The organism is Arhodomonas aquaeolei DSM 8974 (genome assembly GCF_000374645.1).
Taxonomy (GTDB): domain Bacteria; phylum Pseudomonadota; class Gammaproteobacteria; order Nitrococcales; family Nitrococcaceae; genus Arhodomonas; species Arhodomonas aquaeolei.
The window spans coordinates 20,025-41,151 of the sequence record NZ_KB894811.1 but is presented as its reverse complement, the minus strand read 5'-3'; the positions used below and the strand labels follow the sequence as shown (position 1 = coordinate 41,151).

Sequence of the window (21,127 nt, the reverse complement as noted above, 5' to 3'; positions counted from 1 at the left end):
GATCGCTCACGCCTGGGCGTAGCGCTCGCCCTCGCCCACCCAGCGCTCAATCAGCGCCTGCACGGTAGCGGCGTCCCCGGCGAACAGCCGCGACGCCGCTGTGCGGACGTCGTCCAGCAGGTCCGCGTCACGCCCGAGGTCTGCGATGCGGTACTCCATCGCGCCGGTCTGGCGGGTGCCGAGCAGCTCCCCCGGGCCACGTATCTCCAGGTCCCGGGCGGCAATCCGGAAGCCGTCGCCGCTCTCGCGCAGCACCCCGAGCCGGGCCTTCGCGGTCTCCGAGAGCGGGCCGTGATAGAGAAGCACGCAGCTGCTCGCGGCACTGCCCCGGCCGACCCGGCCGCGGAGCTGATGGAGCTGGGCCAGGCCCAGGCGCTCCGGGTTCTCGATGATCATCAGCGAGGCGTTGGGCACGTCCACGCCCACCTCGATCACCGTGGTGGCCACCAGCAGATCCAGCCCGCCGTGTTCGAAGGCGGTCATCACCGCCTCCTTCTCGCTGCCCGTAAGCCGGCCGTGGACCAGCCCCACGCGCAGGTCCGGCAGGGCCTCGCCGAGCAGCCGCGCACGCTCCTCGGCCGCCTCCGCCTCCAGCACCTCGGACTCCTCCACCAGGGTGCAGACCCAGTACGCCTGCCGGCCCTCGGCGCAGGCGGCACGCACCCGCTGGACGACATCGTCGCGGCGGGTGTCCGGCACCGCCACGGTGGCCACCGGCTGGCGCCCGGGCGGGAGCTCGTCGATCACCGAGACGTCCAGGTCGGCATAGGCGGTCATCGCCAGCGTCCGCGGGATCGGCGTGGCGGTCATGATCAGCTGGTGGGGCTGGCTGGCGCCGTCCGCGCCCTTGTTTCGCAGCGCCAAGCGCTGATGCACGCCGAAGCGGTGCTGCTCGTCGATGATCACCAGTCCCAGGGCATGGAACGCGACCTCCGACTGAAACAGCGCGTGGGTGCCCACGGCGACCCGCGTGGTGCCATCAGCGAGCGCGGCCAGGGCGTCCCGCCGGGCGCGCCCGGACAGCCGTCCGGAGACGTAGTCCACGCTCACGCCGAGCGGTGCCAGCCAGTCACGGAAGGCACGGAAGTGCTGCTCGGCGAGCAGCTCCGTGGGCGCCATCACCGCCGCCTGGCAGCCCGCCTCGACCCCGGCGAGTGCGGCGAGCGCGGCGACCACCGTCTTGCCCGAGCCGACATCGCCCTGGACCAGCCGCAGCATGGCCTGCGGCTCGGCGAGATCCGCCAGGACCTCGGCCAGGACCCGTTCCTGGGCCTCCGTGAGCGCGAACGGCAGGGCCTGCCGCAGGGCCTCGCGCAGCCCACCGTCGCCGGCGAGCCGCGGCGCCGGCAGGCTCCGGCGATGGGCCTCACGCAGGCGCAGAAGACTGAGGCGATGGGCCAGCAGCTCCTCGAAGGCGAGCCGGCGCACGGCCGGATGACGGCCGTCGAGCAGGGCCTCCACCGGGGTGTCCGGCGGTGGCCGGTGGATAATGGCCAGGGCCTCGACGAGGGGCGGCAGCGACAGCGCCTCTCGCAGCCGGTCGGGCAGCAGCTCGAGCAGCGCCGGCGCCCCGGTATCCAGGGCGTGGGCCACGATCCGGCGCAGCGTCGGTTGGGTGACGCCCTCCGTGGTCGGGTAGACGGGGGTGAGACCGTCATCCACCGGCGCCGGGGCGTCGCCGGTGATCACCTCCCATTCCGGGTGAACCATCTGGAGCATGCCCGCCCCGGGACGGCCCTCGCCGAAGGCGCGCAGGCGGGTGCCCGGCTGCAGCCGCCGCTGCTGCGCCGCGTGGAAGTGGAAGAAGACCAGCTCGGCGGCACCGGTGCCGTCCTCCACCCGGCAGACCAGGCGCCGGCGACGGCCGGGCACCACGGCGGCATGGGCTACCCGGGCCTCGATCAGGCCGGTACGCCCCGGACGCAGCTCGCCCAGGGGCACCACCCGGGTGCGGTCCTCGTAGCGCAGCGGGAGATGGAAGAGCAGGTCACCAACGCGGTGCAGCCCCAGCCGGGCGAGGCGCTCGGCCAGCCGGGGCCCCACCCGCGGCAGGTCGGTGACCGGCCGCTCCAGCGGGCCTGTCACGGCCATGCGCGTTCAGCCGGCGAGGCTCAGGATCCCCTCCATCTCCACCTGCGCGCCCTTGGGCAGCGCGGCGACGCCGATCGCCGCCCGTGCCGGATACGGCTCGGCGAAGTAGGCCATCATCTGATCGTTCACGGTGGCGAAGTTGGCGAGGTCGGTGAGGTAGATATTGAGCTTGGCGATATCCGCGAGGTCACCGCCGGCGGCGCGGCAGACCGCGCGCAGGTTCTCGAACACCTGCCGGGCCTGGGTCTCGAAGCCGCCCTCGACCAGGGTCATGGACTCGGGATCGAGGGGGATCTGGCCGGAGAGGTAGACGGTGTCGCCGATACGCACGGCCTGGGAATACGGGCCGATGGCGGCCGGGGCGTCGTCGGTATGGATGATCTCGCGGGACATCGGGTCACTCCGTTGGTTCGGGATAGTGGGCACGGCAACGCGCCACGGGCAAGCAAGCATAGCCAGCGTGGGGCCGCCGGCTCAAACACCGCGGCTCACCCGCGGCGGCGGCTGATGCGCAGCACCGAGTTGAGCCCGCGCAGCCGGCGCATGATCCGGGCGAGGTGGACACGATCACGCACGGAGATGGTCACGCGGATGGTGGCGATCATCCCCTCCTTCTCCTCCTGGTCCACGGCCTCGATGTTGGAGTCCAGCTCGGAGACGGTGGCGGCGACACTCGCCAGCACGCCGCGCTTGTTGACCACGTCCACCGCGAGGGTGACCGGGAACTCGCCCCCCACCGACTCGTCCCACTGCACATCCAGCCACTTCTCCGGGTGGTTACGGTAGTCGCGGATGTTGTTGCAGTCGCGGTGATGGATCACCACGCCGCGGCCGGCGCTGACGAAGCCGACGATGGGATCGCCGGGGATCGGCCGGCAGCAGCGCGCGAAGGTAACCACGGCACCCTCGGTGCCACGCACCGTGAACGAGCCGCTGCCCGGGCGCTGGCGCTCGCCGGCGTCCTCGGTGTTCAGGCCGGAGAGACGCTGGGCCACCAGCCAGGGCATGCGCTGGCCGAGGCCCACGTCGCGCAGCACGGTCTCCAGGTCGGGCGCGCCGAGCGAGGCCAGTGCGGCATTGACCCGCTCCTCGCCCAGGTCCTCCAGCTCGATCTCGAAGGCCTGCAGGGCCTGGCTCACCAGGCGCCGCCCGAGGCTGACGGCCTCGGCGCCGCGCAGGCGCTTGAGGCTGTGACGGATGGCGGTACGCGCCTTGGCCGTGACCACGAAGTCCAGCCACGCGGGGTTCGGCCGTGCCACCGGGGCGGTGATCACCTCCACGGTCTGACCGGTCTCCAGCGGCGTGCGCAGCGGTGTCAGGCGGTGGTCCACCATGGCCGCGATGCAGGCGTCGCCGATGTCGGAGTGCACGCCGTAGGCGAAGTCCACCACGGTCGCCCCGCGGGGCAGCTCCATGATGTCTCCGGAGGGCGTGAACACGTAGATCTCGTCCGGCAGCAGGTCGATCTTGACGTTCTCGATGAACTCCAGCGAGTTGCCCGCCGCGCGCTGCATCTCCAGCAGCCCCCGTACCCACTCGCGGGCCCGGGCGTGCGCCACGTGGCTCGCCTGCTCCGCCTCCTTGTAGAGCCAGTGCGCGGCGATGCCGGCCTCGGCTACCTTGTCCATCTCCTCGGTGCGGATCTGCACCTCGATGCGCATGCGCCGGGGGCCGAGCAGCGTCGTGTGCAGGGACTGGTAGCCATTCGCCTTGGGGATGGCGATGTAGTCCTTGATGCGCCCGGGCAAGGGCTTGTAGAGCTGGTGGAGCACGCCGAGCACGCGGTAGCAGGTGTCCACGTCGCCGACGATCAGGCGGAAGCCGTAGACGTCGAAGACGTCGTGGAAGCTCGCGTGCTTGTGGCGCATCTTCTGGTAGATGCTCCACAGGTGCTTCTCGCGGCCCTCGACCCGGCCCTCGATGCCCGCCTCGGCGAGGCGCTCCTCCAGGGTCTCCCGGACCTTGGAGATGACCTCGCGGCGGTTGCCCCGCTGGCGCCGGACCTTCTCCTTGAGCACCCGGTAGCGCATGGGATAGAGCGCGGCGAAGCCGAGCTCGTCGAGCTCGACGCGCAGGGTGTTGATACCCAGGCGCTGGGCGATCGGGGCATAGATCTCGAGGGTCTCGCGGGCGATACGCCAGCGCTTGTGCGGCGGCATCACCCAGATCGTGCGCATGTTGTGGAGCCGGTCGGCGAGCTTGATGAGGATGACCCGGATGTCCTGGGACATCGCGAGCACCATCTTGCGGAAGTTCTCCGCCTGGGCCTCGGCCTTGCTCTTGAAGTTGATCTGGGTGAGCTTCGAGACGCCGTCCACCAGCTCGGCGACCTCCTCGCCGAAGCGCTCGGCGAGCTCCGCCTTGGCGGTGGGCGTGTCCTCGATCACGTCGTGGAGGATCGCCGCCACCAGGCTCTCGGTGTCGAGCCGCATCCCCGCGAGGATCTTGGCGACATCCAGCGGATGGGTGATGTAGGGCTCGCCGGAGAGCCGGCGCTGGCCGCGATGGGCCTCCGCGCCGAAGCGGTACGCCTCGTAGACGAGGTTGATCTGCGCCGGCGAGAGGTAGGACTCCAGCGTCGCGCACAGATCGGCAGCACGCGCGGCGGGATCAACGGCCGCGACGCTCCGCTCGACCACCGCCTCGCCGCTGCTCATGGACGCACTCCCCGGTTACTCGCCGGGCGGCTGCTGCTCGATCTCGCCGGCACGCTGCTCGATCTCGGCCTCGGCGGACTCCACGGCGGCCTCGGCCTCCTGGGCGTCCAGCATCTGCGCATTCACGCGTGCCTCGGCAATCTCACGCAGGGCGACAACGCTGGGCTTGTCGTTCTCCCAGTCGACGAACGGCTGGCGGCCCCGCTCGAGCTGACGCGCCCGGCGGGTGGCGAGCAGGACGAGATCGAAACGGTTCTCGACGTGCTCGAGGCAGTCTTCAACGGTCACACGCGCCATTCAGCGCACCTCCAACGTTAACCGGTCAATCAATATATTACGAAACGATTCTAGCCCCCGGACGGGGCCGGCAGAAAGCCCTTTCATCCCCCATCGGGCAGCAGCGTCGCGATCGCCTCCGCATGCCGGACGCGCTGACGCGACAGCCGCAGGCGCGCAGCGCGCACGATCGCGGCAAGGTCCGCGAGGGCGTGATCGAAGACCTCGTTGATCACGAGGTAGTCGAACTCGTGGTAGTGGGCCATCTCGGCCTCCGCGGCCCGCATGCGCGAGGCGATGACCTCGTCACTGTCCTGGCCGCGGCCACGCAGGCGCCGCTCGAGCTCCCGGCGCGAGGGCGGCAGCACGAAGATGGAGACCGTCCCCGGCATCAGCGTGCGGACCTGGCGGGCCCCCTGCCAGTCGATCTCCAGGATGACGTCGCGCCCCGCGGCGAGCTCCCGCTCCACCGCGGTACGGGTGGTCCCGTAGCGGTTGCCGAACACCTCCGCATGCTCCAGGAACTCCCCGTCCGCGACCAGCGCCGCGAAGTCCTCCTCGCCGACGAAGTGGTAATCCTCGCCGTCGGTCTCGCCCTCGCGGCGCGGCCGGGTCGTGTGGGAGACGGACACGGCGATCGCCGGGTCGTCGTCACGCAACGCCCGGACCAGGCTCGTCTTGCCGCCACCCGAGGGCGCGGCGATGATGAACAGCGTTCCGCTCATGCTACTCGATGTTCTGCACCTGCTCGCGCATCTGCTCGATGAGCACCTTCATGTCCACCGCCGCGCGCGTGGTCTCGGCATCGCCGGACTTCGACGACAGGGTGTTGGCCTCGCGGTTGAGCTCCTGCATCAGGAAGTCCAGACGCCGCCCCACCGGGTCGTCACGCTCAAGCACCGAGCGAACCTCGCTGACGTGGGCATCCAGGCGCTCGAGCTCCTCGTCGACATCCATGCGCTGGGCGATGTAGACGAGCTCCTGCTCCAGCCGGCCCGGGTCGGCGTTTCCGGCGATGTCGTCCAGCCGCCGCTGCAGGCGCTCGCGCACCTCCTGGTTGACCGCCTCGCGGCGGCCGCGCACGACGCGCGCCAGCTCGGCGACGCCGGCGGCACGCTCGGCGATCACCGCGGAGAGCCGTTCACCCTCACCCTCGCGCACCCGCACGAGCTCGTCCAGCGCGTCATCGAGGAGCGCCAGCGCCGCGGCCGCCACGGGCTCCAGGTCCCGCTCGGTCTCGGCGACCACGCCCGGCATGCCGAGCACCTCCAGCGGCGAGACCGGCGCCGGCTCCGAGAGCCGCTCGGCGATACGCTCGCAGGCCACGACCACCTGCTCGGTGTAGCCCCAGTCGATCGCGAGCTCGCCACCGCCGCCCTTGGGCGGACGGTAGCGCAGGGTCGCCTCCACCTTGCCGCGCGACAGCCGCGCGGCGACGCGCTCGCGCAGCGCGCCCTCGAGGAAACGCAGGTCCTCCGGCAGGCGTGGCGAGATATCGAGATAACGGTGATTGACGGTACGCAGCTCCCAGGTGAGGCTGCCCCATTCACCCTCCGCATCCCGTCGCGCGAAGGCGGTCATGCTCCGTATCATCGCCCGCTGCCCCACTGACCGTTAAACGATCAATGGTACCCCTTACGCCCCCGGGAAAAAACCGCTGCGGGAGCCGGGTGTGTTAGGCTCTGCCACCCTTCAAATCAACCCGACCCAGGGGGATGACCATGCAGCGACCGAGTCGCCGCCAGCCCGACGAAGGGCGCACGGTGCGCTTCACCCGCAACTTCACCCGCCATGCCGAGGGCTCCGTGCTGGTGGAGTTCGGCGACACCCGCGTGCTCTGCACCGCCTCGGTCGAGGAGCGCATCCCGCCGTGGCTGCGCGGCAGCGGCAAGGGCTGGGTCACCGCCGAGTACGGCATGCTGCCCCGCGCCACCGGCACCCGCAACGACCGCGAGGCCGCCCGCGGGCGCCAGCAGGGCCGCACCATCGAGATCCAGCGGCTGATCGGCCGTGCCCTGCGCGCCAGCGTCGATCTCGAGGCCCTGGGCGAGCGCCGCGTCGTGATCGACTGCGACGTCATCCAGGCCGACGGCGGCACCCGCACCGCGGCCATCACCGGCGGCTACGTCGCCCTCGCCGATGCCATGCGCGGGCTCGCCCGCAGCGGCCGCGTGCGGCGCAACCCGCTGGTCGGCCAGGTGGCGGCGGTATCGGTGGGCATCTACCGCGGCGAGCCGGTGCTGGACCTGGACTACGCCGAGGACTCCGACGCCGAGACGGACATGAACGTGGTCATGAACGAGGCCGGCGGGCTGATCGAGATCCAGGGCACCGCTGAGGGCCACGCCTTCCGTCGCGACGAGCTCGATGCCATGCTCGCCCTGGCGGAGAAGGGCATTGCGGCGCTCATCGACGGCCAGCGCGAGGCCCTCGCCGAGTAACGGGACCCACGGGAGCCGCACGGACCATGAGCGACGACACCCTGCTGGTGCTGGCCAGCAACAACCCGGGCAAGGCCCGCGAGATCGAAGCGCTGCTCGCCCCGGTGGGCGTGCGTCTGGTGCCGCAGTCGTTCTACTACGTCCCCGAGGCCGAGGAGACCGGGCTCACCTTCGTCGAGAACGCGATCATCAAGGCGCGCAATGCCTGCGCCCACACCGGGCGGCCGGCGATCGCCGACGACTCCGGCCTTGAGGTGGACGGGCTCGACGGCGCCCCCGGCGTGCGCTCGGCCCGCTTCGCCGGCGAGGACGCCGACGACGCGGCCAACAACCAGCGCCTGCTCGACGAGCTCTGCGACCTCCCGGAGGCCGCGCGCCGCGCGCGCTTCCGCTGCGTGGTCGTGTGCATGCGCCACGCCGGGGACCCGACCCCGCTGATCTGCGAGGGCAGCTGGGAGGGCCGGATCCTGGAGACCCCGCGGGGCGAGGCCGGCTTCGGCTACGACCCGCTGTTCTTCGTCCCGGAACTCGGCGCCACCGCCGCCGAGCTCGAGGCATCGGCAAAGAACCGCCACAGCCATCGTGCCCGCGCCCTGGCGGCGCTGCGCGAACGCCTGGGCGCGTACCTCGGGCAATGACGCCACCACCCCTCGGGCTCTACGTCCACCTACCCTGGTGCGTACGCAAGTGCCCGTACTGCGACTTCAACTCCCACCCCCTGCACGGCACGCTGCCGGTGGACGACTACCTGGCGGCGCTGCTGCGGGACGCCGACGAGGAGGCGGTCGCCGCCGGCGGCCGGCGCGTGGAGACCGTGTTCATCGGCGGCGGCACGCCAAGCCTGTTCCCGCCGGAGGCCATCGGCCGGCTGCTCGCCGGCCTCGGCGAGCGCCTGGCGCTGAGCCCGACGGCGGAGATCACCCTGGAGGCGAACCCCGGTACCGCCGAGACCGGCCGCTTCGCCGCCTACCGGGAGGCCGGCGTGACCCGTGTCTCCCTCGGCGTACAGAGCCTCGACGCCGCCCAGCTGCACACGCTCGGGCGCATCCACGGGCCGGACGAGGCGCGCGCCGCCGCCCGCGAGCTTGCCGCCGCGGGGCTCGCCAGCCACAACCTCGACCTCATGTACGCCCTGCCGGGGCAGACGCCGGAGACGGCCGAGGCGGACGCCCGGGCACTGATCGCGCTGGACGCCCCGCACCTGTCCTGCTATCAGCTCACCCTGGAGCCCGGCACCGCGTTCGCCGCGCGCCCGCCGGCGTTGCCGGACGAGGACGCGGCCTTCGACATCCAGGAGCGCGTCCACGCGCGCCTGCGCGAGGCGGGCTACCGGCGCTACGAGGTGTCCGCGTGGTCCCGGCCGGAGCACGAGTGCCGGCACAACCTCAACTACTGGCGCTTCGGTGACTACCTCGCCATCGGCGCCGGCGCCCACGGCAAGCTCACCCTAGCCGACGGCACGATCCGGCGCTACCAGCGCCATCACATGCCGCGCCAGTACATGAGCGCGCCCACGCGGGGCCCGGCCACCTGGCGCGACCTCAACGACGACGAGCGGGTGCTGGAGCTGATGATGAACGCCATGCGCCTGCCGGACGGGATCGCTGCCGACAGCGCCTGCGAGCGCGCGGGAATGCCGCTGTCGGCGTTCGAGTCCGGACGCGGACGCGCCGTCGCCCTCGGGCTGATGGCGGACGACCCCGATACGCTCCGCCCCACGGAGCGCGGACAGCTGTTCCTCAACGACCTGCTCGCCTGCTTCCTGCCGGAGCCCTCATGACCGCGATGACCGAGGAGATCACCATCGAGTGCCCCTACTGCGGCGAGCCCGTGACCACCCTGGTGGACTGGTCGGCGGGCGCCCAGACCTACATCGAGGACTGCCAGGTGTGCTGCCGCCCCATCGAGTTCCGGCTCGCGCTCACCCCGGACGGCCAGCCCGAACGCGTGGACGTCGCCCGCGACGACGACTGAGCCGGCGGCCGTCAGAACGGCCAGGGCGAGCGTGTCAGCGCCGTGTGCACGATGTAGGCGAAGACCACCAGCGCACCCGCAAACGCCGTCAGCCGGACGCCGAAGGTCCGCCCGCGCTTGAGTGCGATCGTCCCGAGGGCGATGTAGGCCAACAGCCCCACGATCTTCGCCGTGATCCACGCATGGGGCACCATCGGGTAGCTGTACACGGAGATCGCCAGCCACAGCGCGCTGATCAGCAGCACCGTATCGTTGACGTGGGGCAGGATACGCACCCAGCGGCGCTGCAGCATCGTTGAACCCGCGATCATCCAGCCCCCGCGCAGCAGGAACAGCGCGAGCGTGATCGCTACGGTGGTGAGATGGATGTGCTTGACCGCCATGTACATCGTCGGCAACTCCCGTGCGTGAGGCCCCGCGTAAAGGCCGGCCAGTATGCCAATCCTGCGGCGCCGCGCCCAGCCACCGCTGACGCAGCCGGTCCCTGCCGCCTGTCACGCCCACCCGGGCCCCAGCGCGTGCCCGCCCCCCTGCTGCTATCTTTTGCGCAAGCAGGGAGGGCTCCGGCATGGGCAACGAGCGCTTCGATTTCGACGAGTGGGCAGAGCTGGCAAGAAGCTGGCCGGAGACCTTCGAGCGGCGCCGGCGCGCCGCTGTGGAGGCGGCGATAGGGGCGCGGCCGGGCCGGCGTTCCGAGCGGCTGAGACGGCTGCAGTGGCGCATCGACCGCGAGCGTGAGCGCGCGGCCAACCCGATGGACGCCTGCGTGCGCCTGCACCGGATGATGTGGCGCAGCTTCGCCGGCCCCGGCGGACTCGCGGAGCGGCTCAACGCCATGCGCGGCGGGCCTGTCCCGCAGCGGCCGCCGGGACGGGTGCTGCCCTTCCCTTCGCGCCGGCGGTGACGGCGGCAGCAATCCTCATTATGGCAGCGCGTACGGACTCGACGGCGGCCGACGGCCGTCGATGCCACAATGGACAGCTGCGTTGCCGGCGGGGATATCGCACACGGCCGAATGAACGCTCCGGCGCACCAGGCGTGTGCCACCCATTCCCCACGTGGCGGGACCGGGGCATTCGGCCAGGGCCGTGACGACCGACTCGGCTGGCTCGGTAGCTCATGCGCCGCAGGCGTGCGACGTCTTGCCAACCGTTTCATGCCCGGCTGCGACCGGTTCAACCGCGCGGCACACCATAACGGGAATTGCTGTGATAGCGGTATGATGGTTGTTCCCTACCGGCTGCATGGGCTATGATTGTCCGCCTACATCGGCTCGCAAACCCCGGGTCGCAGTCCGGGGCCACGCGCAAGATCAAGGTGACGGCATGAAGAAGGACATCCATCCCGAGTACCGCGAAGTGGTCTTCCAGGACCCGTCCGCGGATTTCGCGTTCAAGACCCGCTCCACGGTCCGGACCGAGGAGACGATCACCTGGGAGGACGGCCAGGAGTACCCACTGGTGCGCGTGGAGGTCTCTAGCAAGAGCCATCCGTTCTTCACCGGCAAGCAGCGGGTGCTCTCCAGCGGCGGCCGGGTCGACCAGTTCCGCAAGCGCTACGGGAACATGGCCAAAGGCAAGTAAGCCGGCCCGAGACATCCCGGAGAAAGGGGGGCGTCATTGCGATGGCGCCCCCTTTTTCTTTGCCGCCCCTGCTCCCGACACCCCGTCCGGCGATCATCACCTGACCTGGCAGCTACGCTTCCCGCCTATTGGGATTATTGATAGTATCTCCGCGGCCCTGTCCTGACGGCCCGCCGTTGCCCCCATCCCTCAGCCCCACGGGAGCGGCCGGCGCCGGCCGTTGAGCCTCGTTCGACGCGCCCCCGGGCGAAGTCGTCACCATATGTGGGACACCGGCGTCCAGCGCCGGCGCGGGCGATGCCGCGTTCCACGCGGAGCGGGCCGCAGCACCGGGCGCCGTACCAATCAGGAGTGCTATCCATGTCCGAGAAGACCGTCACGCTTACCGACAACAGCACGGGGGGGCAGGTGGAATTCCCCGTGCGTGAGGGGACCCATGGTCCGGACGTGATCGACATCAAGGCGCTGTACCAGCAGACCGGTCGGTTCACCTACGACCCCGGTTTCACCTCCACGGCCAGCTGCCGCAGCGACATCACCTTCATCGACGGCGACAAGGGTACACTGCTCTACCGCGGCTACCCGATCGACCAGCTCGCCGAGCAGAGCTCCTTCCTCGAGGTCTCCTACCTGCTGCTCAACGGCGAGCTGCCGCGCCAGGGTGAGCTCGAGGCGTTTGCCGAGTCCATCACCCGGCACACGATGGTCAACGAGAGCCTGAAGAACTTTTTCAACGGCTTTCACTACAACGCCCACCCGATGGCAATGCTCACCGGCGTGGTCGGCTCCCTGTCGGCGTTCTACCACGACACCATCGATATCAATGACCCGGACAACCGCACCCTGTGCGCCCACCGCATCATCGCCAAGATGCCGACCATCGCCGCGGCGGCATTCAAGCACATGATGGGCGAGCCCTTCGTCTATCCTCAGAACCACCTCTCCTATACGGGCAACCTGCTGAACATGCTCTTCGCCCGGCCCACCGAGGACTTCGAGATCAACCCGGTGGCGGAGAAGGCCCTGGACCAGCTGCTCATCCTCCACGCGGACCACGAGCAGAACGCGAGCACCTCCACGGTACGGCTCGCCGGCAGCACCGGGACCAACCCCTTCGCCGCCATCTCCTCCGGCTGCGCGGCCCTTTGGGGGCCCGCCCACGGCGGCGCCAACGAGGCAGTGTTGAACATGCTCGAGGAGATCGGCGACGTGAAGAACGTGCCGAAATTCATCGAGAAAGCCAAGGACAAGGACGACCCGTTCCGCCTCATGGGTTTCGGCCACCGGGTCTACAAGAACCATGACCCGCGCGCCACGGTGATCCGCAAGGCCTGCCATGACGTGCTCGCAGAGCTCGGCATGGGCGGTGACCCGCAGCTCGAGCTCGCGATGAAGCTCGAGGAGATTGCGCTGGCCGACGACTACTTCGTCGAGCGCAAGCTCTATCCCAACGTGGACTTCTACTCGGGGATCATCTACCGCGCGCTGGGCATCCCGACCGAGTTCTTCACGGTGCTCTTCGCCCTGGGCCGCACCCCGGGCTGGATCGCGCAGTGGATGGAGATGGTCGCCGACCCGGAGCAGCGTATCGGTCGCCCCCGCCAGCTCTACACCGGCGCGGCGAAGCGCGACTACGTGCCGCTGCACCGGCGGACCTGAACGCCGGCCACGGCCAGCGCGACTGTTACAAAGGCCCGGCATCGCCGGGCCTTTCGCGTTTGCCCCCCTGGCTAGAGGGCCTCGGGCTCCGGCGGATTCGCAAGCAGCCGCTCAAGCTCGGCGATCCCCGCGCGGCGCATGGCCTGACCGTCGACCTGGCTGTTCGGGGCCTGGCGCAGGCCGCGGCGATCGAACAGGGTGAGGTCGAAGCGCACGTCCCCGGCGGCGAAGCGGTAGACCGGCTGGAAGACGTAGGTCTCGCCGAAGCGGAAACGCCGTTCGTCGATGTCGAAGGGGATGTCATTCTCGACCAGAAAGAGCACCAGCTCCTCAGGCGTGTCCGCGAACACATGGAGGTGGACGTCGGCAAACTCGCCGGCCGACCCGTCGAGCACCCCACCCACCAGCCGTGGCTCGAAGCGGGAGAAAAACCGCATCGCCTCCAGCGCCGCCTCGCGCAGCGCACGCAGGCGCGCGCGCTGGGCGGAGCCACCGAACAACCGCTGGTAGTCCACCACCGCCGCCTGGATTTCGCGGTTCTGCGGCAGGTTGCGGGTATCCGGCGCCCCCAGCCGCCCGGCGGCCTTGCGCTTGGCGAGCTGGAAGTCCTTGACCCCCTGCTCGACCATAATACGCGCCGCCTCCTGGGTCAGGCGCTCGCGCATTCGCTCGGCACGGGTGGCCTGTCGTTTCACCATGGCGTATCAGAATAGGGGCTTGCCGCTGCCGGAACCACTCGGGGAGCCGTCCGAGGCGGCCCTATAGCCACCCCCGGCGTTCGGCGCCTCGCGCTTCGGCACGTTGCCTTCCCGGAAATACTCGATCATCGACTTCGAGCCCTCCCGCGCGACCAGGCCACTCTCCGGGTCAATGCCGACGCTGACGATCCCCGGAGGACGCGGCAGTGTGGAGGACGGCTCGCCCTCGAGAGCCGCCCCCATGTAGTCGATCCACATCGGCAGCGCCGCCCGGGCACCGGTCTCTGCACGGCCGAGCGGCTGGGACCGATCGAAGCCCACCCATGCGGTAGCCACCAGGGAGTGATTGAATCCGGAGAACCACGCATCGACCTGGTCATTAGTGGTGCCGGTCTTGCCGGCCAAGTCGTCGCGACCGAGCACGAGGGCGCCGCGACCGGTGCCCCGGCGGATCACGTCCTGCATCATGCTGGTGATCAGCCAGGCGTTGGCAGCGGGCAACACCCGCGGCGCCGGCAGGATGCTTTGGGTACGCTCCGGCAGAGGCATCACACCCGCCAGCGCGGTCTGCGCCATGCCCCGGTCGGCGGCGGAACGCGCCGCACCCTCGGCGGTTACGGCATTGCCACTGGGACAGCCGTCCTTGCAGACGCGCAGCCGAACCGGTTCGTAGACCACCTCGCCGACGTCGTTCTCGACGCGGTCAATGAGGTAGGGATCGACCAGATAACCACCGTTGGCGAACACGGCATAGGCGCGCGCCAACTGCATGGGGGTGAGGCTCGCCGTCCCCAGCGCGAGTGACAGGTTGGCGGGCAGCGCCTCGGGGTCGAGGCCGAAGCGCGCCAGGTGCGCCCGCGCGGGACCGATACCGACCCGGCGCAGCACACGGATGGAGACGAGGTTGCGCGAGTGGATCAGCGCCTGGCGCAGGCGCGTCGGCCCGTAGAACTTCTGGCTGTAGTTCTCCGGACGCCAGGTCGCCTCCAGCGACGGGTCACGAAAGACCACGGGCGCGTCGTTGACCAGCGTCGCTGGCGTGAAACCGTTGGCCAGGGCGGCAGAATAGATCAGAGGTTTGAACGCCGATCCCGGCTGGCGCTTGGCCTGGAGGGCACGATTGAACTTGGACCGCCCGAAGTCGTAGCCGCCCACCATCGCCTCCACGGCACCGTCCTGTGGGCGTAGCGACACCAGCGCCCCCTGCACCTCGGGCACCTGGGCGAGACGCGGACCATCCGCCGTCTCGCGCAAACGGATGACGTCACCGCGCTCGAGGACGTCGCCCGGGCCAGCAGGCTTCTCGCCGACCGCATTGCGGCTCACGAACGGCCGCGCCCAGGCCATCGCCTCGAACGGGAGCCGCCAAGGCTCTTCACGGTCAGCGGAAACCACGGTCACGGCATCATCGCCGACCCCCGTCACCACCGCGCTGGTCAGCGCGGCGACGCCCGGATACTCGTCGTCCAGGCGCTCGCGCAACGCCGCCGCGTCCGGGGAGTCAGCCAACTCCCAGTGCCCAGCCGGGCCGCGCCAGCCGTGGCGCTCGTCGTAGCCGTACAGTGCCTTGCGCAGCGCGGCCTGCGCGGACCTCTGGCGCTCGGCACTGATGGTGGTGTAAACCCGGTAGCCGCGAGTGTATGTAGCTTCCTCGCCGAAGCGTTGGACCAGCCGCTCACGCACCGCTTCGGCCACGTATGGAGCGGACACCTCCGGGCGCATACGATGGAGCTTGGCGGTGACCGGCGCCTGCCTGGCCTTGCGGTAGGCGGCATCGCCGATCATGCCCTGCTCGTGCATCCGGCGCAGGACATAATTGCGCCGCTCCACCGCGCGCTTCGGGTTCGCCACCGGATTCCAGGCCGACGGCGCCTTGGGTAGCCCGGCAATCATCGCGGTCTGCGCGAGCGTCAGCCCGGAGAGGTTGCGGCCGTAGTAGATCTGCGCGGCCGCCGCGGCGCCATAGGCACCCTGGCCCAGATAGATCTTGTTCAGATACAGCGCCATGATCTCCTCCTTCGTGAGGAGGCGATCGATCTCCAGCGCCAGGATTATCTCACGCGCCTTGCGGATATAGGTCTGCTGCGAGGAGAGAAAGAAGTTGCGCGCCACCTGCATGGTGATGGTGCTGCCGCCCGGCCCCTTCTCGCCGGTACGCACCAGGTGCCAGACCGCGCGCATGATGCCCTGGTAGTCGACACCGGGGTGCTCGAAGAAGCGCTGGTCCTCCGCCGCGATGAAGGCGTTGATCAGCTTCTGGGGAAATTCCCCGTAGCGCAAAGGGATGCGGCGCTGGCTGCCGAACTCGCCGATCAGGGCCCCGTCGCGGGTGTACACGCGCAGTGGCTGCTGGAAATCCACGCTCCGCAACCGCTCCACCGCCGGCAGACTGGGGGCGAGGAGGTAGTAGCCGACCGCGGCCGTCAGCACACCGGCGAGCCCCAGCGCCACTATCGAGACAAGGGCGTACTTCAACACGCGCAACAGGGATGTCATAGGCTATTGCCGTTTCGGGCCTTGGGATTGAGTGTGCGCCTGGCGGGGAGTATATCACCCGATCCCGGCACGCCGACGTACGGGGTTGCAAAGCCCGGCACCATTGAGTGACAACATGTCAATACCGTGCGATCGTGCCCATGAATTGATCGATATCACTCGGTGTTCACAGCCGGTGTTCACAGCGTGACGCATTTATCTTGAACTCCGCACGGGGCTACGTTTGAATACAGACTAAACAACTGTCTGTAAATGATAATGCAATAAGGAAAAATAGTGGCACTCTTCAGGAAGAAGTCTTCGCCACTGCTGGGGCTGGACATCAGCTCGTCCGCCATCAAGCTGATCGAGCTGAGTCGTCAGGGTAGGGGCTACCGCGTGGAGAGCTACGCGGTCGAGCCATTGCCGCAGAACGCAGTGGTCGAGAAGAACATCACCGATCTCGAGGCCGTGTCGCGGGCGATCAAGGGGGCCGTCAAGCGCTCGCGCACGAGGCTTCACGACGCCGCCGTGGCCGTGCCCGGCTCGTCGGCGATCAGCCGCATCCTCACCCTCCCGAAGAGCGCCAGCGACGAGGACATCGAGTCCCAGGTCAACCTGCAGGCGGAGCAGTACGTCCCCTACCCCCTCGAGGAAGTGGACCTGGATTTCGAGGTCCTCGGCCCGGCCCGTCAGGGCGGCGACGACGAGATCGAGGTCCTGCTGGTCGCCTCCCGCAGCGAGAACGTCGAGATCCGTGTCGACGCCCTCGAATCCGCCGGCATCAAGCCCAAGGTGGTCGACGTCGAGAGCTTCGCGGTCGAGCGCGCCTGCGAACCCATCATTCAGTCCCTCGAGGGCGAGGGCGAGCAGACCATCGCGGTCATGGACATCGGCGCGACCATGTCCACCCTCACCGTCCTCGAGGGCGAACGCATCACCTACACGCGGGACCAGGTCTTCGGCGGGCGGCAGCTCACCGAGGAAATCATGCGTCGCTTCGACATGAGCTATGCCGAGGCCGGACGCGCCAAGCGCCAGGGCGGACTCGGCGATGATTACGAGCGTGAGATTCTGGCACCGTTCCGCGAGGCCATGGTCCAGCAGATCACCCGCTCGCTTCAGTTCTTCTATGGCGCCGGCCAGCAGAGCAGCGTCGATCACGTCCTGCTCGCCGGCGGCTGTGCCGGCATCGCCGGCGTGGCCGAGGAAGCGGAGCGGGAAGTCGGCATCCCGGTCCACGTTGCCAACCCGTTCGCCGACATGTCGGCCGCCTCCCGGGTCGGCAAGGATGCACTGACCGAGGACGCGCCGGCACTGCTTATCGCCTGCGGGCTGGCGATGCGGAGCTTCGACTGACCATGAGTACCCGGATAAACCTCCTACCCTGGCGGGAAGCCGCGCGCAAGCGCCGTCAGCAGCGCTTCTACGCCATGCTTGGCGCAGCGGCGATGATCGGCGCCCTGATCTGGGGCGGCGTGCACATGTACTTCGCCGGTCGCATCGACTACCAGCAGGAGCGCAACGACCTGCTGCGTACCGAGATATCCCGGCTCGACCAGCGGATCGCCAAGATCCGCAAGCTCGAGGAGACAAAGCAGCGGCTGATCTCGCGCATGGAGGTCATCCAGAAGCTCCAGCACGGGCGCCCGCAGATCGTGCACCTGTTCGAGCAATGGTCGGAGACCCTCCCGGACGGCCTCTACCTCGACAAGCTCGTTGAAAAGGACGACAGCATCACCATCGACGGCCTCGCCGAATCCAACGCCCGGGTCTCCAGCTACATGGAGAACCTCAATGGCTCACCCTGGATGACCGACCCGGACCTGACGGTCATCGAGGTCGAGGAACGTAACGGCCGCCGGGTCAGCGATTTCACCCTCAAGGTCCGTGAGACCGCCGCCGACAACAAGGCCGACGGTGAGGGGGACGCCGGATGAGTCTGGAACAGTACCGCAATCTGGACCTCAACAACCCCGGCGGCTGGCCCCTGGGGGCGAAGCTCGTCGCACTGGTGCTCGTCGTCGCCGTCATCGCCGGCGCCGGCTGGTACTTCGACTGGCAGGACCAGCGCGACGAGCTCGCCCAGGTCCGCTCCAAGGAGCAGGACCTGCGCCAGGAATTCGAGAAGAAACAGGAACGCGCGGCCAACCTCGAGGCCTACGAGAAACAGCTCGCCCAGATGCGCGAGTCCTTCGGCGCCATGCTCAGCCAGCTCCCCAGCCGTGCCGAGGTCGCACGGCTGCTGGTGGACATTTCCGAGACCGGGCTGAGCGCCGGACTGGCGTTCGAGCTGTTCAAGCCGCAGTCGTCCATCAAGCGGGAATTCTATGCCGAGCTTCCCGTCAGCATCCGCGTGCGGGGCACCTATCACGAGTTCGCGCAGTTCATCAGCGGCGTGGCCAACCTGCCGCGCATCGTGACCCTGCACGATGTCTCGATCAGTTCCGACAGCGGCGAGAAGAGCGATGACGGCGAGCTCGTCATGAACCTGACCGCGCGCACCTACTGGTACCTCGACACGGAGGGCGGGGGATGAGCATTCACCGGTGGCCGGGACTGCGCGTCGCCGTCATCGCAACGGTTGCCGGCCTGGCGCTGGCCGGCTGCAACGAGGACATGAGCGGGCTGCGCGAGTACGTCGCCAAGGTCAAGGCGCGGCCGGGCGGGGACATCGAGCCGATTCCCCACATGGAGCCGTTCGAGGGCTACACCTACCCGGATCAGCCTCTGCGCAACCCATTCCGCGCACTGTCGTTCGCGCAGCCGGAGGTCGACCAGGGCGGCTCCAACGCCGGGCCGAAGCCGGACCCGACACGCCCGCGCGAGGCGCTCGAGGGCTTTCCGCTGGACGCGCTCGCCTATGTGGGCACGCTCTCGCGGAACAACGAGCTCTGGGCCCTCGTCCAGGCGCCGGACGGCACCATCCACAGGGTGCAGATCGGCAACTACATGGGGCAGAACTATGGCCGCATAACGGCCATCACGCCCACGGCGATCGAGCTTCGCGAGCTCGTGCAGAAGGCCAACGGCGACTGGGAGAGGCGCCAGTCGGAACTGGCACTCAAGGACTGATTTCTCGGGAGCTGAGACCGAAATGAGACAAGAACGGACCAACCTCACGCCCGCCTCGCGCCAGCGCACGGCGGCCGGCCTTCTCGGCGCCCTCATCATCGCCGTGGTGCTCGCGCTCCTGCCCGTCGGTACGGCGCTCGCCGCCAGCCTCACCAGCATGGACTACGCCACCCTCTCGGGCGACCGCGTGCGCGTCACATTCACCTTCGACGGCACGGCGCCCGAGCCGCGCAGCTTCCGCACGGTGGATCCGGCCCGCGTCGCCCTGGACTTCGAGGGCACCACCAACACCTCCGGCAAGCGCCGTCTGGACATCGGTGTTGGCGCTGTCGAGGACGTAGCGACCGCCAAGGGCGGCAACCGCCTGCGCGCGGTGATCGGCCTCACCCGCATGGTGCCCTACGACATCACCCGATCCGGCAACACGGTGCGCGTGCTGCTCGCCGCCCCGGGCGCCAGGACGGCGTCCAACGACTCCGGCGACGGTACCGCCGGCACCGCGGGCACTTCGACGAATGCGCCGACCGGCGCCCGGATTACCAAGGTGGACTTCACCCGCGGAGAGGAAGGCGCCGGGCGGGTACAGATCAGTCTCAGCGACCCCGGCATCCCGGTGGACGTGGAGCGCCAGGGCAACTCCGTCATCGCCGACTTCATGGGCGCCGCCAGTCCCGACCGGCTGCACCGGCGGCTCGATGTCACCGACTTCGCCACACCGGTCAGCACTATCGAGACGCGCCAGCACGGGGACGGCACCCGTGTGACCATCGCGGCCGGCCAGGAGTTCGAGCAGGTCGCCTACCAGGCCGACGGGGTGTTCACCATCGAGGTCCGCCCCTTCACCCCGGAGGAGCAGGACGGCAAGCGCAAGGAGAAAGAGTACACCGGCGAGAAGCTCTCGCTGAACTTCCAGGACATCGAGGTCCGCTCCGTACTCCAGCTCCTCGCGGATTTCACGGGCCTCAACATGGTCGTCAGCGACAGCGTCAGCGGCAGCATCACCCTGCGCCTGCAGGACGTACCGTGGGATCAGGCCCTGGACATCATCCTCCGCGCCAAGGGGCTCGACATGCGCCGCACCGGCAACGTCGTGTGGGTCGCCCCGGCGGCGGAGATCGCCGAGCGCCAGCGCCTGATCGCCGAGGCCCAGCGCCAGCAGGAAGAGCTCGCGCCGCTGCGCTCCGAGTTCATCCAGGTGAACTATGCCAAGGCCACGCAGCTCGCCTCGCTGATCCGCGGCTCCGAGGGCCAGTCACTGCTCTCCGAGCGCGGCAGCGTCACCATTGACGAGCGCACCAACACCCTGATCGTTCAGGACACCGCGGCGAACATCAGCGATATCCGCCGGATGGTCAACCGGCTCGACATCCCGGTACGCCAGGTCCTGATCGAGTCCCGCGTGGTCATCGCCGAGGAGAGCTTCTCCCACGAGCTCGGCGTCCAGTTCGGCCTGTCCAAGCGCACGAGCGACCTCACCGGCGACGGCGGCCTCATCGTCGGCGGCACCCAGGGCAACGGTTACGAGACAGGCACCCCGACCGGCTTCACCGTCGACGACAGCGAAGGCCTGATGGTCGATCTGCCGGCGGCGGACGCGACGTCCTCGCTGGGCCTCGCCGTCGGCAAGCTCGGCAGCTACCTCCTGCAGCTCGAGCTCTCCGCCATGGAAAGCGAGGGCCGCGGCCAGATCATCTCCTCGCCGAAGGTGATCACGGCCAACCAGAAGGAGGCCTACATCAAGCAGGGTGAGGAAATCCCCTACCAGGAGTCCACGTCCAGCGGCGCCACCAACGTCGAGTTCAAGGAGGCGGTGCTCGGGCTGACGGTGACCCCGCAGATCACCCCGGACGACCGGGTCCTGCTGGACCTCGAGGTCTCCAAGGACAGCCGCGGCGACACCACCGAGGAAGGCCCAGCCATCGACACCCAGGCCGTGGGCACCCAGGTCCTGGTCGACAACGGGGAGACCGTCGTGCTCGGTGGTGTCTACGAGCGCACCAAGCGCAACGACGTCGAGCGGGTGCCGTTCTTCGGCGAGCTGCCGGTCATCGGCAACCTCTTCCGCTCCCGCACGCGCGTGGATGACAATCGCGAGCTGCTCATCTTCGTGACCCCGCGGATCCTGGACGAAGCCGTCAACGTCAAGCGCTGATATCCGGTGCCGCCGCCGCGAAAGCGGTGGCGGCACCCGGCGGCCG

Annotated in this window: 21 protein-coding genes; 12 read left to right on the top strand and 9 right to left on the bottom strand. The window is 69.2% G+C overall.

Annotated elements, in window-relative coordinates; all coding sequences use genetic code 11:
- Window positions 1–6: 6 nt before the first annotated feature.
- The 6 genes from recG to C516_RS0112175 form a co-directional block, all read right to left on the bottom strand.
- On the bottom strand, window positions 7–2,091 hold the full coding sequence (gene recG, locus C516_RS0112200) for an ATP-dependent DNA helicase RecG (protein WP_018718679.1): 2,085 nt from the start codon (window positions 2,089–2,091) through the stop codon (window positions 7–9).
- 6 nt (window positions 2,092–2,097) lie between these two features.
- Window positions 2,098–2,484, bottom strand: coding sequence for a RidA family protein (locus C516_RS0112195; RefSeq protein WP_018718678.1), 387 nt, complete (start codon window positions 2,482–2,484; stop codon window positions 2,098–2,100).
- A 95-nt stretch (window positions 2,485–2,579) separates the two neighbouring features.
- Complete coding sequence (spoT, locus tag C516_RS0112190) at window positions 2,580–4,748, bottom strand: bifunctional GTP diphosphokinase/guanosine-3',5'-bis pyrophosphate 3'-pyrophosphohydrolase (RefSeq protein ID WP_018718677.1); 2,169 nt, start codon at window positions 4,746–4,748, stop codon at window positions 2,580–2,582.
- Window positions 4,749–4,763: 15 nt separating this feature from the next.
- Window positions 4,764–5,045 (bottom strand): DNA-directed RNA polymerase subunit omega, encoded by a 282-nt coding sequence (gene rpoZ, locus C516_RS0112185; RefSeq protein WP_018718676.1) that lies wholly within the window; start codon window positions 5,043–5,045, stop codon window positions 4,764–4,766.
- A gap of 83 nt (window positions 5,046–5,128) precedes the next feature.
- Window positions 5,129–5,749 (bottom strand): guanylate kinase, encoded by a 621-nt coding sequence (gene gmk, locus C516_RS0112180; RefSeq protein WP_018718675.1) that lies wholly within the window; start codon window positions 5,747–5,749, stop codon window positions 5,129–5,131.
- A 1-nt stretch (window position 5,750) separates the two neighbouring features.
- Window positions 5,751–6,605, bottom strand: a complete 855-nt coding sequence (locus C516_RS0112175; RefSeq protein ID WP_018718674.1) for a YicC/YloC family endoribonuclease — start codon at window positions 6,603–6,605, stop codon at window positions 5,751–5,753.
- Between the two features lie 140 nt (window positions 6,606–6,745).
- Here C516_RS0112175 and rph point away from each other — a divergent pair, with 140 nt between their 5' ends.
- Genes rph through C516_RS0112155 form a run of 4 tightly spaced genes read left to right on the top strand, consistent with a single transcriptional unit; the run spans window position 6,746 to window position 9,439 of the window.
- A complete protein-coding gene (gene rph / locus C516_RS0112170) occupies window positions 6,746–7,465 on the top strand; it encodes a ribonuclease PH (protein ID WP_018718673.1) in 720 nt (239 codons plus the stop codon).
- Between the two features lie 26 nt (window positions 7,466–7,491).
- Window positions 7,492–8,103 carry an RdgB/HAM1 family non-canonical purine NTP pyrophosphatase gene (gene rdgB / locus C516_RS0112165; protein WP_018718672.1) on the top strand — a complete coding sequence of 204 codons (612 nt, stop codon included), beginning with the start codon at window positions 7,492–7,494 and terminating at the stop codon, window positions 8,101–8,103.
- Window positions 8,100–9,245 (top strand): radical SAM family heme chaperone HemW, encoded by a 1,146-nt coding sequence (gene hemW, locus C516_RS0112160; protein ID WP_026321151.1) that lies wholly within the window; start codon window positions 8,100–8,102, stop codon window positions 9,243–9,245. Before rdgB ends, hemW begins: the two co-directional genes overlap by 4 nt.
- On the top strand, window positions 9,242–9,439 hold the full coding sequence (locus tag C516_RS0112155; RefSeq protein ID WP_018718670.1) for a CPXCG motif-containing cysteine-rich protein: 198 nt from the start codon (window positions 9,242–9,244) through the stop codon (window positions 9,437–9,439). The genes hemW and C516_RS0112155 overlap by 4 nt, the downstream gene beginning before the upstream one ends.
- An 11-nt stretch (window positions 9,440–9,450) precedes the next feature.
- Here C516_RS0112155 and C516_RS0112150 read toward each other — a convergent pair whose 3' ends face one another.
- Window positions 9,451–9,828, bottom strand: coding sequence for a SirB2 family protein (locus C516_RS0112150; protein ID WP_018718669.1), 378 nt, complete (start codon window positions 9,826–9,828; stop codon window positions 9,451–9,453).
- A 179-nt stretch (window positions 9,829–10,007) separates the two neighbouring features.
- Between C516_RS0112150 and C516_RS0112145 the strand changes: the two genes are divergently transcribed.
- The 3 genes from C516_RS0112145 (at window position 10,008) to C516_RS0112135 (ending at window position 12,681) form a co-directional block, all read left to right on the top strand.
- A complete protein-coding gene (locus C516_RS0112145) occupies window positions 10,008–10,343 on the top strand; it encodes a DUF3135 domain-containing protein (RefSeq protein ID WP_018718668.1) in 336 nt (111 codons plus the stop codon).
- 421 nt (window positions 10,344–10,764) lie between these two features.
- On the top strand, window positions 10,765–11,022 hold the full coding sequence (locus tag C516_RS0112140; RefSeq protein ID WP_018718667.1) for a type B 50S ribosomal protein L31: 258 nt from the start codon (window positions 10,765–10,767) through the stop codon (window positions 11,020–11,022).
- A 360-nt stretch (window positions 11,023–11,382) separates the two neighbouring features.
- Window positions 11,383–12,681, top strand: coding sequence for a citrate synthase (locus tag C516_RS0112135; RefSeq protein ID WP_018718666.1), 1,299 nt, complete (start codon window positions 11,383–11,385; stop codon window positions 12,679–12,681).
- A gap of 71 nt (window positions 12,682–12,752) precedes the next feature.
- Here C516_RS0112135 and C516_RS0112130 read toward each other — a convergent pair whose 3' ends face one another.
- Window positions 12,753–13,379 (bottom strand): hypothetical protein, encoded by a 627-nt coding sequence (locus tag C516_RS0112130; protein ID WP_026321150.1) that lies wholly within the window; start codon window positions 13,377–13,379, stop codon window positions 12,753–12,755.
- 6 nt (window positions 13,380–13,385) lie between these two features.
- Window positions 13,386–15,875, bottom strand: a complete 2,490-nt coding sequence (locus C516_RS19425) for a penicillin-binding protein 1A (protein WP_018718664.1) — start codon at window positions 15,873–15,875, stop codon at window positions 13,386–13,388.
- Between the two features lie 276 nt (window positions 15,876–16,151).
- Between C516_RS19425 and C516_RS0112120 the strand changes: the two genes are divergently transcribed.
- Genes C516_RS0112120 through C516_RS0112100 form a run of 5 tightly spaced genes read left to right on the top strand, consistent with a single transcriptional unit; the run spans window position 16,152 to window position 21,081 of the window.
- Entirely contained in the window at window positions 16,152–17,213 is a 1,062-nt protein-coding gene (locus C516_RS0112120) for a pilus assembly protein PilM (protein WP_018718663.1), read from the top strand.
- A gap of 2 nt (window positions 17,214–17,215) precedes the next feature.
- Window positions 17,216–17,794 carry a PilN domain-containing protein gene (locus C516_RS0112115; protein WP_018718662.1) on the top strand — a complete coding sequence of 193 codons (579 nt, stop codon included), beginning with the start codon at window positions 17,216–17,218 and terminating at the stop codon, window positions 17,792–17,794.
- Entirely contained in the window at window positions 17,791–18,393 is a 603-nt protein-coding gene (locus C516_RS0112110) for a type IV pilus inner membrane component PilO (RefSeq protein ID WP_018718661.1), read from the top strand. Before C516_RS0112115 ends, C516_RS0112110 begins: the two co-directional genes overlap by 4 nt.
- Window positions 18,390–18,929: a pilus assembly protein PilP gene (locus C516_RS0112105; protein WP_018718660.1), complete on the top strand. Its 540-nt coding sequence runs from the start codon at window positions 18,390–18,392 to the stop codon at window positions 18,927–18,929. Before C516_RS0112110 ends, C516_RS0112105 begins: the two co-directional genes overlap by 4 nt.
- A 22-nt stretch (window positions 18,930–18,951) precedes the next feature.
- On the top strand, window positions 18,952–21,081 hold the full coding sequence (locus tag C516_RS0112100) for a type IV pilus secretin PilQ (RefSeq protein WP_018718659.1): 2,130 nt from the start codon (window positions 18,952–18,954) through the stop codon (window positions 21,079–21,081).
- Window positions 21,082–21,127: the final 46 nt, after the last annotated feature.